Source organism: Streptomyces griseoflavus (assembly GCF_014649995.1).
GTDB classification, from domain to species: domain Bacteria; phylum Actinomycetota; class Actinomycetes; order Streptomycetales; family Streptomycetaceae; genus Streptomyces; species Streptomyces griseoflavus.
The window spans coordinates 758,572-771,950 of record NZ_BMUC01000001.1; the positions used below are offsets into that span (position 1 = coordinate 758,572).

Below are 13,379 nucleotides of genomic sequence, written 5' to 3' on the forward strand. Positions count from 1 at the left end.
CAGCCTGACGCCGTGATCACCTACGATCCGCTCTCGGAGCGACTGCTGCTGGACTGGTTCGTCTCCCTCGAGGCTCCGGACGGCTTCCGGGCGGAACTGATCGAGGGCGCATGCGTCCTGACCCCTCCGCCGGACGGATGGCACGAGCACTGCCTCAGCGCGCTGCTGCGCCAGACGCACCTCCGCTCCCGCACGGCCGTCCACGTCTCCGGGAACAAGGGCCTGAGGCTGGCGGGCGCGGAAGGCTGCCCCGACGACCACGTGATCCCCGACGCCACCCTCGCCCCCGCCCACCTGCGTCCCTTCCGGGGAGCCGCTCCCTGGATGCCCGGTACGGGCGTCGCCATGGTGACGGAAGTGACCGGCCCCGCCCACGGAACCGACCGCGAAACCAAACCGCGCTGCTACGCCCGCGGCGGCATCCCGCTGTACCTCCTCGTCGACCGCGAGGCCTCCTCGGTCACGCTGTTCAGCGACCCCGTACGAGACCAGTACCGCGACCGGCGCACCCGCCTCCTGGGCAAGCCGCTGTGCCTCCCCGAGCCCTTCGCCTTCGATCTGGACACCGCCGACTTCCTCTGACCTCTTCCCGACCGCCGGAGCCCTCTCCTCCCGAACGAGCCCCGCAGCCTCCGTCCCGCCCCGGCCACCGCGCCGAACCCCCGCTCACGCCCGGTATCATGGTCGACACGGCAGACGAGCCGGGCGGGCGGCCGCGTGAAGTCCCTCACGGGACTTCCCGAGGAACGTCCGGGCTCCACAGGGCAGGGTGGTGGCTAACGGCCACCCGGGGTGACCCGCGGGACAGTGCCACAGAAAGCAAACCGCCCGGCGCTTCGGCGCCGGGTAAGGGTGAAACGGTGGTGTAAGAGACCACCAGCGCCTGAGGTGACTCAGGCGGCTAGGTAAACCCCACCCGGAGCAAGGTCAAGAGGAGACGCCTCGGCGTCTCTGCGCGGACGTTCGAGGGCTGCCCGCCCGAGTCCGCGGGTAGACCGCACGAGGCCGGTGGCAACGCCGGTCCTAGATGGATGGCCGTCGCCCGGGGCTCCGCGAGGAACCCCGGGAACAGAACCCGGCGTACAGCCCGACTCGTCTGCCGGCCCGCCTCCGGGCCGTCCCGCTCCTCGTCAGAGGGGGCGGACGGTCACGGCCGCGGTGAGCATCCGGTGGTCGCTCAGCTTGCCGCTCGTCTTGCGGACGCCGCCGCCGCGCAGCTTCCAGCCGCGGTCGCTGAAGAAGATGTAGTCGATCTTCCTTTTGCCGTGGGTGGCGCCGTTGTTGCCGGAGTCGGCCTCGAAGTTGCCGCGGTACATGCCGGACATGCGCTTCAGACCGACGACCGGGAGGTTCTTCGCCTTCACGTCGATGTTGAAGTCGCCGCCGACGATCGTGCGGTAGCCGCCCTTCTGCCAGTCGACGGTGGTCTGGCGCAGGTCCCCCAGGGAGAGGTTCTGGATCTTCGTGGCGTTCTTGACGGAGCCTGGAACGAAGTGGCTGCTGCAGGCGAGGATCTTGTTCCCCTTGTCCTGGAGACAGGCCGCGCCCTGGGTGGTGTACTGGGTCCTGGGCCTGTCGGCCTTGCCGTCCACGTGCTCCAGGCCGCGGGTGCGGGTGAAGGTCACATCCCATCCGAGCCTGCCGTCCGGCCCCTTGACGAACGTGCTTCCGGGAAGCTTCTTCATGGCCACGGCGACCCCGGCCTCGCAGGGGAACGTACGGTCCTTGGTGCCCATCATCAGGCCGTTGCGGTGCCGTACGACCCAGTTCTTCCCGAGTTTCTTCTTCAGCAGCTTGCTGTGGACGGCGCATGTCTCCTGCAGCAGGACGACCGCGTAGCCGGAGTCGGCCTTGACGATTTCGGCGATCTCCTCGATCTGCTCCGTCTGTCCCTCCCCGCGGTTCGGGCAGGCACTCGCGATGCCGCAGATGTTCCAGGTCAGTGCCGCCACACGGCTCGGCATCCGCTGGGCGCCCTGACCGGCCATGGCCACGGCCTCGCCCGTGGACGCCTCCGCCACGGGGGCCGCCGCTCCTTTCGGGGTGTCGGCGGAGCCCGCCCCGCACGCCGTGGACGCGAGCAGTGCGGCGAGCACCGCGGCTCCGGCGACGTAGGGCTTCCTGGCTGCCGTGCGCTTGCGGTGCGTGAGAGCGGAAACGCTCATGCTGATCCCCCCGTGAATCCGGCACGTGACTGTTTTTGTCAGGTACAGGAAGAGAGTGCAGGGGGAATCTTTACCGGTACAGCCCTCGGGCGGTCCCGTTACCGACGAGGAACATGGAGCGGGCGATTCCGGGGGAAGGTCACGGAGGAGTCCGCGTCAGGTCATTGCGGGGGCGTGCCGGTCGGAGGGGTGAAGCACACCGGAAGGGTCTGCGGGCCCCGGGTGAACACGCCCCGCTCGGCCGGTACGAACCCGTCGGCCAGGCGCATGTCCGGCATGGCGTCGAGGAGTTGCCCCACGCCGGTCTCCACCTCCGCCTTGGCCAGCAGCGCGCCGACGCAGAAGTGCCGGCCGAGCGCGAAGGCCAGGTGGTCGGCGGCGGCGGAGAAGGCGGTCGTCGTGGTGAGGTCGTCGCGGAAGATGTCGAAGCGGTCGGGGTGGGCGTAGCGGCTCCCGTCGCGGTTGGCGGCGCCGATCAGGCAGGTGACGGTGGCGCCCGCCGGCACCGTGCCGCCGCTGAGCTGCACCTCCGTCGCCGACTGCCGCATGATCATGTGGACGGGCGGGGTGAACCGCAGGGTCTCGGCGAAGGCGCGCGGGATCAGTGAGTGGTCCGCGCGGACTGCGGCGAGCTGGTCGGGGTGGAGCAGCAGGTTCGCGACGATGCCGGCGATGGCCTTGTCGGTGGTCTCGCCGCCCGCCGCGAGCAGCAGGCTGCAGAACGCCTTGACGTCCTCGTCGCTCATCCGCACCCCGTCGACCTCGGCGGCGCACAGCGCGGACAGCAGGTCGTCCCCCGGGTTCCGGCGGCGGTCCCGGATGATCGGCAGCATGTACTCGGCGAACTCCACCCGGGTCCGCTCACCCGCCGCCGTCACCTCGGGGTCGCCCGACAGGTTCCCGAGGAAGGCGATGACGGCCGTGTACCAGCGGTGGAAGCGGTCGTGGTCGCCCTTGTCCAGCCCCAGCATGTCGGCGATGACGTCGACCGGCAGGCGGGTGGCGAAGTCGGCGACCAGGTCGGCGGAGCCGGTGTGCCGGAAGGCGTGGATCAGCTCGCGGGCGTTGCGCTCGATGACGGGCAGGAACTTCCGCTCCAGGTCGCTGCCCCGGAACGCGGGGGCCACGAGGGCCCGGCGCACGGCATGCTCCCGCCCGCTGAGCTGCAGGATCGTCTTCCCGTGCACGGGCTCGATCTGCCAGGCATAGTTGTCGGTGGTGAACTCGCCGGCCCTGTCCTTGAAGACGCGCTCGACGTCCTCGTAGCGCGAGACGAGGTAGCTCCGCGTGGCCTCGTGCCAGATGAGGGGCGCGGTGTCCCGCATCACCCGGTAGGCGGGGTAGGGATTCGCCGCGAACTCGGACGAGAGGATGTCGGGCACCTGCTGAGCGGTGGACATGGGGCTCCCTTGATCGTCAAGTGGACGTCCCAGCAATGGTATTGAGTGCCCATCAGGTCAAGAAGAGTGACCGGGGGAGCGGGCGCCGCCCCGAACGCGACCTGCACCGACCCGCTCTACCGGGCCAACCGCAGACACCCGGCCTCCGGGGGACAGCGAGAGCTGATCAGGAGTCCGGCGCACACGGGAGCCCTGCCCGTCCCAAGGAGTGGCAGGGCTCTCGCGACCGTACGTGTGTCAGACGCTCCGCTCCGAGGACGCCAGCCCGATGAACCCCGTCCACGCGTCACGCGAGACCGTGACGACGGGCCCGGCGGCGGCCTTGGAGTCCCGGACGTGCACACCTGCCGTACCGTTCGCGACCTCTACGCACTGGCCGCCCTCGGCTCCGCTGTAGCTGCTCTTGTACCAGGCGGGGCCAGGGGCGACGGTCGAGGACTCAGCGATGTTCATAGCTATGCCAGCAACCCTTCGATGAACTCCGTTGACTCCCGCGGACTGAGAGCCTGTGATCGGATGATCCCATAGCGGGCGGCAGCGAGAACCGTCTCTTCGGGCTCAGTCTGCAGAGCGCTGGTCCCCTGCGCCTCGGTGTACACGAACTTTTTGGCGTCCTTGCGCGTGATCACTGTGAAGGCACCGTCCACGCCCGCGTTTTCCTCGTGGTCGAGCGGCATGACCTGGATGCCGACGTTTCGCATCTCGCCGGTCAGCATCAGATGTTCCAACTGTCCTCGGAGGACTGCCTTGCCGCCCCACGGGCGCCGCAGCGCTGCCTCCTCAAGCACGAAGCCCAGTAGCGGGAGTGGCCGACGGCTGAAGATGTTCTGCCTCGTCAGACGGGCGGCTACACGCTGTTCGATCGTTTCCTCGTCCAGCGGCGGATACCGCGCGGCGAGCACCGCCCTCATGTAATCCTCGGTCTGGAGTAAGCCGTTGATCACGTGGGTGTCGTAGGCGAGGAGTTCCACCGCCTCCTTCTCCAGCGTCGCCATCCCCTGGAAGAACACCGGATACTGAGCCCGCTCCACCTCCTCCTTCCACACGCACAGCAACCCGCCCGCCCCCAGCACCTCGTCCGCCCGCTCGATAGCCCTCGGCGACGGAATCCTCCGCCCCTGCTCGAACGAGGCGACCGTGGCCGCCGAGTAGCCGATCCGGCTGCCGAACTCCGCCCGGTCCAGCCCCTCCCGCAGCCGCAGTGTCTTCAGGGTCTGCCCGAACGCGGCGAGCACGCCCTTCCCGCCGCCGCCCTCGGGGTGATACGCGCCGCCCCCGCCGTCATCGCTCCCCCATCCGTCCCCGACACTCACGACCGTTCCGCCGTCCCCGCCGTCCGCCAGGGCGTCCGCACCCGTACGCTTCGTCATCGACCACCGCCTTCTCCGGCCCAACGCGCCCGCCGGGGCGCCCGTCACGCCGCACGCCACGTACTCGCGCCGACACGTCGCGTACAGCGGCCCGCGTCGGTGCGTCACCACTGGTCACGCTACGCCACCGACGGAACCGTGGTCGGTATGACGAACAACCCCGCCGGCCTCACCGGCCCCGGCAAACTCGCCACCCCCACCCCCCACTTGAACACCACCCCACCCGAGCCCGCCCCGGCGACCCGTGCCTTCGCGATGCGCTTCACGTCCACCCCGCGCGGAGCCCGCCTCGCCCGCCATCTGGTGGCCGTCCGCCTGGACGCCTGGGGCATTCCGTACGGAACCGACGACCACGACGCACTCGTGCTGATCACCGCCGAACTGACCGCGAACGCCGTGCTGCACGGCAACGTCCCCGGCCGGGACTTCCACCTCCGCCTCGCGCTCCTCCCCGCCGGACCGCGCCCCGTCACCGTCCGCATCGAGGTCACCGACACCCGGGGTGAACGCCTCCCACCTCGGCCGGGCGCCCCCCGGCCCGAGGTCCCCGCCGTCAACGAATCCGGCCGGGGCCTCCTCCTGATCGCCGCGCTCGCCACCCGCTGGGACTGGCACCCCCGCCCGGACGGCCCGGGCAAGACGGTCTGGGCGGAGTACGAGATCGCGACCGGACGAGTGGCCTCGTGACCGCGGACGCTGGACGGGTACGTACCCGTACCCGTACCCGTACTCTGATGGCCCGGCCGGTCCGAATTGGATCTGCCCGCCGCGCTCGCCGTGGCCCGCGAGACCTCCTGGGCCCCGGCCCACACCCGGTACGCCGCCGAGCCGACGGCGGAGCGGCCGAACGGTGCGGTCATCGCCACGACCGCACCCGAAACGTGGAAGGGGCAGCCCGTACGCCTCATCTACCTCGGCCCCTGACCGTTCGCACCCCCGACAGGTGTGCATCTCGTTACTGGCGCCGGTCACGGAGGAGCCCGTAACGCGCACCCCGTCCCTGCCGGGTTCCACGGCCGGCAGCGGGAACTCCCTTGCGGAGACGCCTGCGAATCCCTGGGCGGCGCCGCCGTCGGGGACACTGACGGTGCGTCCGGGTCGGCTGCGGCGTGACCGGAGTGCCCGGCGCGCTGCTCCAGCTGCGTTCCGTGCAGGGAAAATGAGGCGACGGACTCCCACCGAGCGGGATACGTTCCTGCCTGTTCGAAGAGGGGGAACGCGACATGGCGAAGCTGAACCAGATCATCGCGGTCGAGAAGGGTGTCAAGAGCAAGTCGCTCCAGGACATCAACGCGGCGCGCGCCAAGGTGCAGAAGCCGGCGCTGCTGGCCGGGATCTCGCGCACGTACCAGCCGAAGGACGAGGAGGGTGAGCAGCTGCCGCCCGAGTCGACGCGGGTGCAGGTGCAGGGTGAGGACGTGCTGCGGGAGATGGGGGCGTCGCTGACGCGGCTGTTCGACGTGACGGCGACGAAGGACTGGGCGAACTGCACGGCCCGCGCGGACGTCACCGTCGACGGGCGGACGATCGTCGCCGACGTGCCGGTCAGCTACCTGCTGTTCCTGGAGAAGCAGCTCACCGACCTGCACGGCTTCGTCAAGAAGCTCCCCACCCTCGACGCCGCCGAGTCCTGGTCGCACGACCCGTCCACGGACTGGTGGAAGACGGACCCGGTGCGGACCATCCGCACGAAGAAGGTCCCGCGCAACCACGTCAAGGCGGAGGCGACCGAGAAGCACCCGGCGCAGGTCGAGGTGTACTACGAGGACGTGCCCATCGGGTACTGGACGACCGTGAAGTTCTCCGGGGCGCTCCCCGCGCGGCGGGTCAACGAGCTCGCCGAGCGGGTCGAGAAGCTCCAGCAGGCGGTGAAGTTCGCCCGCGAGGAGGCCAACGGCGCCGAGGTCACCGACCGGCGGGTCGGCGACGCGGTGTTCGGGTACCTGTTCGGCTGACGTGGCGGCCCATCACGAGGCAGCACGTCACCATCATGATCGCCCCCGCGTGCGAGCGCGGGGGTGCGCTACGGGGCGCGGGCCGGACTGAGGACCGGTTCGCGTCAGGAGCGCAAGCTGACACTGAAGTTCAGCCTGAAAGCGCGGCTCGCCGAGACGGCGGCCGCGGTCAATCTCAGACTCTCGCTCCAGTCTCAGCATCGCCGCCGATCGCCGGACCGACCGGGGACGGACGAACGCCGTCGGATGCGAGTTCGACTCTCGCCTGCGCCTCTTGCCTGGCGCGGTAGTTCAAAGGAAGAACACGACGGCATGATGACTGATCCGTCCTCTTAAAAGCGCCGGCGTGCGCATGTAGGTGGCATCCCCAGGGGCCCGGGAGCTGGATACGACTCCCGGGCTCCGCCACGTCATGCCCAGGCCGCGGCCAGCAGGATCGGCTGGAGCAGGCCCAGGCATCCCGTGGCCAGGCCGACGACGCAGCAGACCCGGTGGAGTCCCCGGCCGAGCCCGAGCAGTGCGAAGGTGACGGCCAGGCTGCCGAGGAGCAGCGGGATCCCGATGCCGAGCAGCCCGGCGAACACGGCGGCGAGCAGCCCGGCCGTGCCGAGGACGAGGGACACCGGCCCGTAGAGGGTCGCGGGGCTGTCCGCGGATGCGGTGGACGCGGTGGCCATGGTGGCTCCTCGCTCGAGGTGGTCGGCTCGTCGGCTCGTCGGCGTGCGGGTGACGGACCCCTGCACCGCCATCATGGCACGCCGGAGCCAATATTTGAACACGTTCAAAAGCTGTGTAGGGTGAGGCCCGACGAAGGGCGGGGCTGATGAAGATCGTGATTCCCGGGGGCACCGGGCAGGTGGGAAGCGTCCTCAACCGCGCGCTGAGCGGCGCCGGGCACGAGGTCGTCGTGCTGACCAGGCGGCCGGCCGGGCCGGGCGAGGTGTACTGGGACGGAGCGACCGCGGGGGAGTGGGCCGGCGAGATCGACGGCAGCGACGTCGTCATCAACCTCGCTGGACGCAGCGTCAGTTGCCGGTACACGCCCGGCAACCTCCGCGCCATGATGGACTCGCGGGTGCTGTCCACCCGCGTCGTCGGTGACGCGATCGGTGCCGCGGTACACCCGCCGCGGGTCTGGCTCCAGATGAGCACCGCCACCGTCTACGCCCACCGCTTCGACGCGCCCCACGACGAGGCGACCGGCGTGATCGGCGGGACGGAGCCCGACGTGCCCGGCTACTGGTCCTACAGCGTCGAGATCGCCAGGTGCTGGGAGCGGGAGCAGGAGGAGGCCGACACCCCGCACACCCGCAAGGTGGCCCTGCGCTCCGCCATGGTGATGAGCCCCGACCGGGGAGGCGTGCTCGACGTCCTGTCGTGGATGACCCGGCTCGGCCTGGGCGGGCCCGTCGCGGGCGGTGGGCAGTACGTGTCGTGGATCCACGACCACGACTTCGTCCGCGCGGTCGAGTTCCTGATCGACCGGGAGGACCTGGTCGGGCCGGTGAACCTCGCGGCCCCCGAGCCGCTGCCGCAGCGGGAGTTCATGCAGGGCCTGCGCCGGGCGTGGCGGATGCCGGTGGGGCTGCCCGCGACGCGGGGGATGGCCGAGGTGGGCGCGTTCGTGCTGCGCACGGACACCGAACTGCTGCTCAAGAGCCGGCGCGTGGTCCCCGGGCGGCTGCTCGACGCCGGCTTCGGCTTCACCCACCCGACGTGGCCGGAGGCGGCCCGGGACCTGGTGCGGCGTCGCCGCTCCGTACGGCGGGGCGCGGGCACCCCGCCCCATTCCACGCAGAGGCGATGATCTCGCGCTCCGACAACGGAATCCCCCGTGCAGCAAGGGCGTTGAGCAGGGCATGACTCAACGACCCGGTCCGCGCCTCCTGTCCGACGACGCCCTGTCCGACCTGCTCGGCACGCAGCAGTTCGGCACGCTCGCCACCGTCAAGCGCAGTGGTCATCCCCATATGACGACCATGGTGTACAGCTGGGACCCCGAAGCCCGCGTTGTGCGGTTCTCGACCACGGCCGACCGGATCAAGGTGACGCACCTGCGCCGCGACCCGCGGGCGGCACTGCACGTGCAGGGCGGTGACGTGTGGTCGTTCGCCGTCGCCGAGGGCGAGGCCGAGCTGACCGGGGTCACGACGGTGCCCGGTGACGAGGTCGGGCGGGAACTGCTCGGCATGGTCCCGGAAGCCGCCCGGCCGGAGGACGAGCAGGCGTTCCTGGAGGAGTTGGTCGCCGAACGCCGGCTGGTCGTCCGGCTGAAGGTGGACCGGCTGTACGGGACGGCCCTCGACGTCGCAGGCTAGAGCGGCAGGATCCCGGCAGGGCTTGCCTTCGCGCGCGCTCGAACTCGTAACGTCCCGGGGCATGGAGACCACACGCACACTGGGGCGCAGCGGTATCGAGGTCAGTGCCGTCGGGTTCGGCTGCTGGGCGATCGGCGGGGAGTGGCAGGGCCCGGACGGGCAGCCGCTGGGGTGGGGGAAGGTCGACGACGAGGAGTCGGTGCGGGCCGTGCGGCGCGCACTCGACCTGGGCGTCACCTTCTTCGACACCGCCGACGTCTACGGCACGGGCCACAGCGAGCGCGTCCTCGGCCGGGCCCTCGGCCGGCGCCGGGACGAGGTCGTCGTCGCCACCAAGTGGGGCAACGTCTTCGACCCGGACACCCGCACCCTCACCGGCACCGACGACTCGCCGGAACACCTCCGCCGCGCCCTGACCGCCTCACTGCGCCGGCTCGGCACCGACCGCGTCGACCTCTACCAACTGCACCTCGCCGACGCCGACCCCGAGCGCGCGGCCCGGCTGCGCGACACCTGCGAGGACCTGGTCGCGCAAGGGCTGATCCGGGCGTACGCCTGGAGCACCGACGACCCGGAGCGTGCCGCCGTGTTCGCCGAGGGCCCGCACTGCGCCGCCGTGCAGCACGCGCTCAACGTGCTCGACGACGCCCCGGCGATGCTCCGGCTCTGCGAGGAGGCGGACCTCGCCTCCGTGAACCGCAGTCCGCTCGCCATGGGCCTGCTCACCGGGAAGCACGCGGGCCGGGCGCCGCTCCAGGAGGGGGACATCCGTGCCAGGCCGCCGGTCTGGCTGCGGGGGTTCGGGGCGGGGACGGGCGCGGACCCGGAGTGGCTCGCGCGCGTCGAGGCGCTGCGGGAGGTCCTCACCAGTGACGGGCGCACGCTCGCCCAGGGCGCCCTCGCCTGGCTCTGGGCGCGCAGCCCGCGCACCGTGCCGATCCCCGGTTTCCGGTCGGTCGCCCAGGCCGAGGAGAACGCGGGGGCGCTGGAGAAGGGGCCGCTCGACGAGGAACAGATGGCCGAGGTGGGGCGCGTGCTCGCCGGCGGGTAGCCGCCGGGGCGGACGCCTGGCGCGGCAGCCGTTCCACCCGCCGGTGCGTACCCGCGGTCCCGCGCGGGTCCACCCCCGCCGACGGTGTGGAACGACTGCCGCCTCCCCCCTGGACATGGCCTGCGGAAGACACCCACTCCGCCTGTGAAGGTTTGGTGTAGGCGAGTTGAGCATAAGTCCGTTACCGGCCGCAATGGGGCGGACCTCGGAATTCCGTATGTGGAAGATCTCCGTGCCGGGGGCGGGTTCCTGCCCCGGCGCCCCCGGAACTCATGTGACCGTCATCCGGATGCTGTGTACGCGTCAATGTCAGGTCGTCCCGGCGCACTCCAATTCCCCTCGCATCCACACGCCAGGGGAGGAACGCATGACGACACCCGAGGTCCGCCCGACCCAGCACCACCCCGAACTCCGCGCCGCCGCACGGCACATCGGCCGCCGCCGCTTCCTGACCGTGACCGGCGCGGCCGCCGCGCTCGCCTTCGCGGTCGACGTGCCCGGCTCTGGCACCGCGGCCGCCGCCGAACTCGACCCCGCCCGGATCGCCGACGACCCCTTCACGCTCGGCGTCGCCTCCGGCGACCCGCACCCCGATTCCGTGCTGCTGTGGACCCGCCTGGCGCCCGCCCCGTACCAGGCCGACGGGGGACTCCCCGCGGAGCGCGTCACCGTGGAGTGGGAGATCGCCCTCGACGAGCGGTTCCGCCGTGTCGTCAGACGGGGCAAGGCCACCGCCCACCCCGAGTTCCACCACACCGTGCACGTCGAGGCGGGCCCCCTCGCCCCCGGCCAGGTCTACCACTACCGCTTCCGGGCGGGCCGCTTCGTCAGCCCGGCAGGCCGCACCCGCACCGCGCCCGCCACCCGCTCCCGGGCCGCCGGACTCACCTTCGGCGTCGTCTCCTGCCAGCGCTACGACCAGGGCTACTGGACCGCGTACCGGCACCTCGCCGAGGAGGACCTGGACGTCGTGTTCCACCTCGGCGACTACCTCTACGAGTACGCCGTGAACGACGTCGGCGGCGCCCGCGCCTACCCGGCCGGCACCCTGCCCGACGTGTTCCGGCGCGAGACCGTCACGCTGGAGGACTACCGGCTGCGGTACGCCCTCTACAAGACGGACGCCGACCTGCGCGCCGCGCACGCCGCGCACCCCTTCGTCGTCACCTGGGACGACCACGAGACCGAGAACAACTACTCCGGCGACACCCCGGAGAACAGCGTCCCGCCGGAGGAGTTCCTGCTGCGCCGGGCCGCCGCCTACCGCGCCTACTGGGAGAACATGCCGCTCAGGCGGCCCCAGCTCCCCGACGGGCCCGACCTGAAGCTCTACCGCCGCCTGCGCTGGGGCCGGCTGGCCCAGTTCGACGTGCTCGACACCCGCCAGTACCGCTCCGACCAGGCCTACGGCGACGGCTGGCAGTACCCCGGCCCCGAGTCGCAGGACCCCTCGCGCACCCTCACCGGCGACGCCCAGGAGCGCTGGCTGGTGGGCGGCTGGCGCCGCTCGGACGCCCTGTGGCACGTCCTGCCCCAACAGGTCACGTTCTCCCAGCGGTTCAACTCGACCACGGCGCCGTCGAAGGTCTCCATGGACTCCTGGGACGGCTACCCGGCCTCCCGCGAACGGGTCCTGGCCGGCGCGCGGGCCGCCGGTGTCGACAACCTCATGGTCCTCACCGGCGACGTGCACGTGCACTACGGCTTCGACATCAAACGCGACTTCTCCGACCCGGACTCCAGGACCGTGGGCACGGAGATCGTCACCTCGTCCGTCTCCAGCGGCGGCGACGGCTCAGCGAAACCGGCCAACTGGGAGACGTACATGACCGCCAACCCGCACATGCGGTTCTACAACGGGCTGCGCGGCTACACGACCGTCTCCCTCGGCCGTGAGCTGGCGCGCGCCGACTTCAGGACGGTCTCCCACGTGACCACGCAGGGCGCGCCGCTCACCACCGCCGCCTCCTTCGTCACCGAGGCGGGGGAGCCGGGACTCAAGCCGGCGTGACCTCCCGGTCCTCGGGGGCGGCCTGCGCGGTCTCCTGGGGGTAGCGGACGCCGACATGCCCCCGGATCGCGTCGAGCGTCCGCATCACGGCGAGGGTGCCGTCCAGCGGAACCAGCGGCGACTCCGTCTCACCGGCCCGCAGCGCCCGCATCACCTCGGCCGCCTCGTGCCGCAGGCTGCCCCGGGGGCCGTCGGCCGGGTCGGCCGCGAACTCCTCGGGGTCACGGCCGTTGCGGTGCAGCGTGAACCGCTCCGGGAAGAAGAAGCCGTACGGGATGTCGATCCGGCCCTGCGAACCGGTGATCGACGCGGAGGTCGCCGTGCCGCCCACGATGGAACAGTGCACCGAGGCGAGGGCGCCGCTCTCCCAGGAGAGCAGTGCCCCCGTCTGGAGGTCGACGCCCTCCTCCGAGAGCACCGCCCGCGCCGCGACGTCCGACGGCTCACCGAGCAGGAGCTGGGTGAACGACACCGGGTACACCCCCAGGTCCAGCAGCGCGCCCCCGCCCAGCGCCGGGTCCCGCAGCCGGTGCGAGGCCGGGAAGGGCCCCTCGAGGCCGAAGTCCGCCTGCACGTGCCGCACCTCACCGATCGCCCCGTCGTCGACCAGCGCCTTCAGCCGCCGCACCATGGGATGGCAGTACATCCACATGGCCTCCATCAGGAAGCGCCCGTTGCCGCGCGCCAGCGCGACCAGCTCCTCCGCCTCCCGCGCGTTCAGCGTGAACGGCTTCTCGCACAGCACGTTCCGCCCGGACTCCAGCATCAGCCCGGCCGCCGCGCGGTGCGCCGAGTGCGGCGTGGCGACGTAGACGACGTCCAGCTCCTCGTCCCGCGCCAGCGACTCCCAGTCGCCGTACGCCCGCGGTATCCCGAACCGCTCCGCGAACGTCTTCGCCGACTCCGCCGACCGCGACGCCACCGCCACGACCTCCGCGTCCGGCATGTCCACCAGATCCGCCGTGAACGTCGCGGCCATGCCGCCGGTCGCCAGGATTCCCCAGCGCGTCCTCTGCTCCGTCATGCGTTCGTCCCACCCTGTTCGTTTCGCGCGTGCGTCGTGCGTGCGTCGTCCGGCGACGCGTGGACGCCGGACCGCCGTGGAAGCG

General features: G+C 71.4%; 14 protein-coding genes and 1 other RNA gene. 9 read left to right on the forward strand and 6 right to left on the reverse strand.

What is annotated here, in order from left to right:
- The first annotated feature begins 15 nt into the window (after nt 1–15).
- Both IE172_RS03295 and rnpB read left to right on the forward strand, forming a co-directional pair.
- Nucleotides 16–582 (forward strand): Uma2 family endonuclease, encoded by a 567-nt coding sequence (locus tag IE172_RS03295; RefSeq protein ID WP_229885794.1) that lies wholly within the window; start codon nt 16–18, stop codon nt 580–582.
- 115 nt (nt 583–697) lie between these two features.
- Nucleotides 698–1,099: RNase P RNA component class A (gene rnpB / locus IE172_RS03300), an RNA gene on the forward strand.
- Between the two features lie 31 nt (nt 1,100–1,130).
- Here rnpB and IE172_RS03305 read toward each other — a convergent pair.
- The 4 genes from IE172_RS03305 to IE172_RS03320 all read right to left on the reverse strand — a co-directional run bounded on the left by IE172_RS03305 (nt 1,131) and on the right by IE172_RS03320 (nt 4,935).
- Nucleotides 1,131–2,165 (reverse strand): endonuclease/exonuclease/phosphatase family protein, encoded by a 1,035-nt coding sequence (locus IE172_RS03305; RefSeq protein WP_190095506.1) that lies wholly within the window; start codon nt 2,163–2,165, stop codon nt 1,131–1,133.
- Nucleotides 2,166–2,326: 161 nt separating this feature from the next.
- Nucleotides 2,327–3,565 (reverse strand): cytochrome P450, encoded by a 1,239-nt coding sequence (locus tag IE172_RS03310; RefSeq protein ID WP_190095507.1) that lies wholly within the window; start codon nt 3,563–3,565, stop codon nt 2,327–2,329.
- 237 nt (nt 3,566–3,802) lie between these two features.
- Nucleotides 3,803–4,018 carry a DUF397 domain-containing protein gene (locus tag IE172_RS03315; RefSeq protein WP_190095508.1) on the reverse strand — a complete coding sequence of 72 codons (216 nt, stop codon included), beginning with the start codon at nt 4,016–4,018 and terminating at the stop codon, nt 3,803–3,805.
- A gap of 2 nt (nt 4,019–4,020) precedes the next feature.
- Complete coding sequence (locus tag IE172_RS03320) at nt 4,021–4,935, reverse strand: helix-turn-helix domain-containing protein (protein WP_190095509.1); 915 nt, start codon at nt 4,933–4,935, stop codon at nt 4,021–4,023.
- A 147-nt stretch (nt 4,936–5,082) separates the two neighbouring features.
- Between IE172_RS03320 and IE172_RS03325 the strand changes: the two genes are divergently transcribed.
- The 3 genes from IE172_RS03325 (at nt 5,083) to IE172_RS03335 (ending at nt 6,890) form a co-directional block, all read left to right on the forward strand.
- Nucleotides 5,083–5,622 (forward strand): ATP-binding protein, encoded by a 540-nt coding sequence (locus IE172_RS03325; protein WP_190095510.1) that lies wholly within the window; start codon nt 5,083–5,085, stop codon nt 5,620–5,622.
- A 66-nt stretch (nt 5,623–5,688) separates the two neighbouring features.
- Nucleotides 5,689–5,859, forward strand: a complete 171-nt coding sequence (locus IE172_RS03330; RefSeq protein ID WP_190095511.1) for a hypothetical protein — start codon at nt 5,689–5,691, stop codon at nt 5,857–5,859.
- A 299-nt stretch (nt 5,860–6,158) separates the two neighbouring features.
- Complete coding sequence (locus tag IE172_RS03335; RefSeq protein WP_190095512.1) at nt 6,159–6,890, forward strand: DUF7873 family protein; 732 nt, start codon at nt 6,159–6,161, stop codon at nt 6,888–6,890.
- A 410-nt stretch (nt 6,891–7,300) separates the two neighbouring features.
- Here the strand turns inward: IE172_RS03335 and IE172_RS03340 are convergent, their stop codons facing one another.
- Nucleotides 7,301–7,567, reverse strand: a complete 267-nt coding sequence (locus IE172_RS03340; RefSeq protein WP_190095513.1) for a hypothetical protein — start codon at nt 7,565–7,567, stop codon at nt 7,301–7,303.
- Nucleotides 7,568–7,713: 146 nt separating this feature from the next.
- On the opposite strand from IE172_RS03340, the gene IE172_RS03345 reads away from it, so the two are divergent.
- From IE172_RS03345 to IE172_RS03360, 4 genes are all read left to right on the forward strand, one after another.
- Nucleotides 7,714–8,697 (forward strand): DUF1731 domain-containing protein, encoded by a 984-nt coding sequence (locus tag IE172_RS03345; protein ID WP_190095514.1) that lies wholly within the window; start codon nt 7,714–7,716, stop codon nt 8,695–8,697.
- Nucleotides 8,698–8,749: 52 nt separating this feature from the next.
- Nucleotides 8,750–9,208: a pyridoxamine 5'-phosphate oxidase family protein gene (locus IE172_RS03350; RefSeq protein ID WP_190095515.1), complete on the forward strand. Its 459-nt coding sequence runs from the start codon at nt 8,750–8,752 to the stop codon at nt 9,206–9,208.
- 61 nt (nt 9,209–9,269) lie between these two features.
- Entirely contained in the window at nt 9,270–10,259 is a 990-nt protein-coding gene (locus tag IE172_RS03355; protein WP_190095516.1) for an aldo/keto reductase, read from the forward strand.
- A gap of 367 nt (nt 10,260–10,626) precedes the next feature.
- Complete coding sequence (locus IE172_RS03360; RefSeq protein WP_190095517.1) at nt 10,627–12,270, forward strand: alkaline phosphatase D family protein; 1,644 nt, start codon at nt 10,627–10,629, stop codon at nt 12,268–12,270.
- Here the strand turns inward: IE172_RS03360 and IE172_RS03365 are convergent.
- Nucleotides 12,257–13,294, reverse strand: coding sequence for a Gfo/Idh/MocA family protein (locus IE172_RS03365; RefSeq protein ID WP_190095518.1), 1,038 nt, complete (start codon nt 13,292–13,294; stop codon nt 12,257–12,259). The genes IE172_RS03360 and IE172_RS03365 overlap by 14 nt on opposite strands.
- Nucleotides 13,295–13,379: the final 85 nt, after the last annotated feature.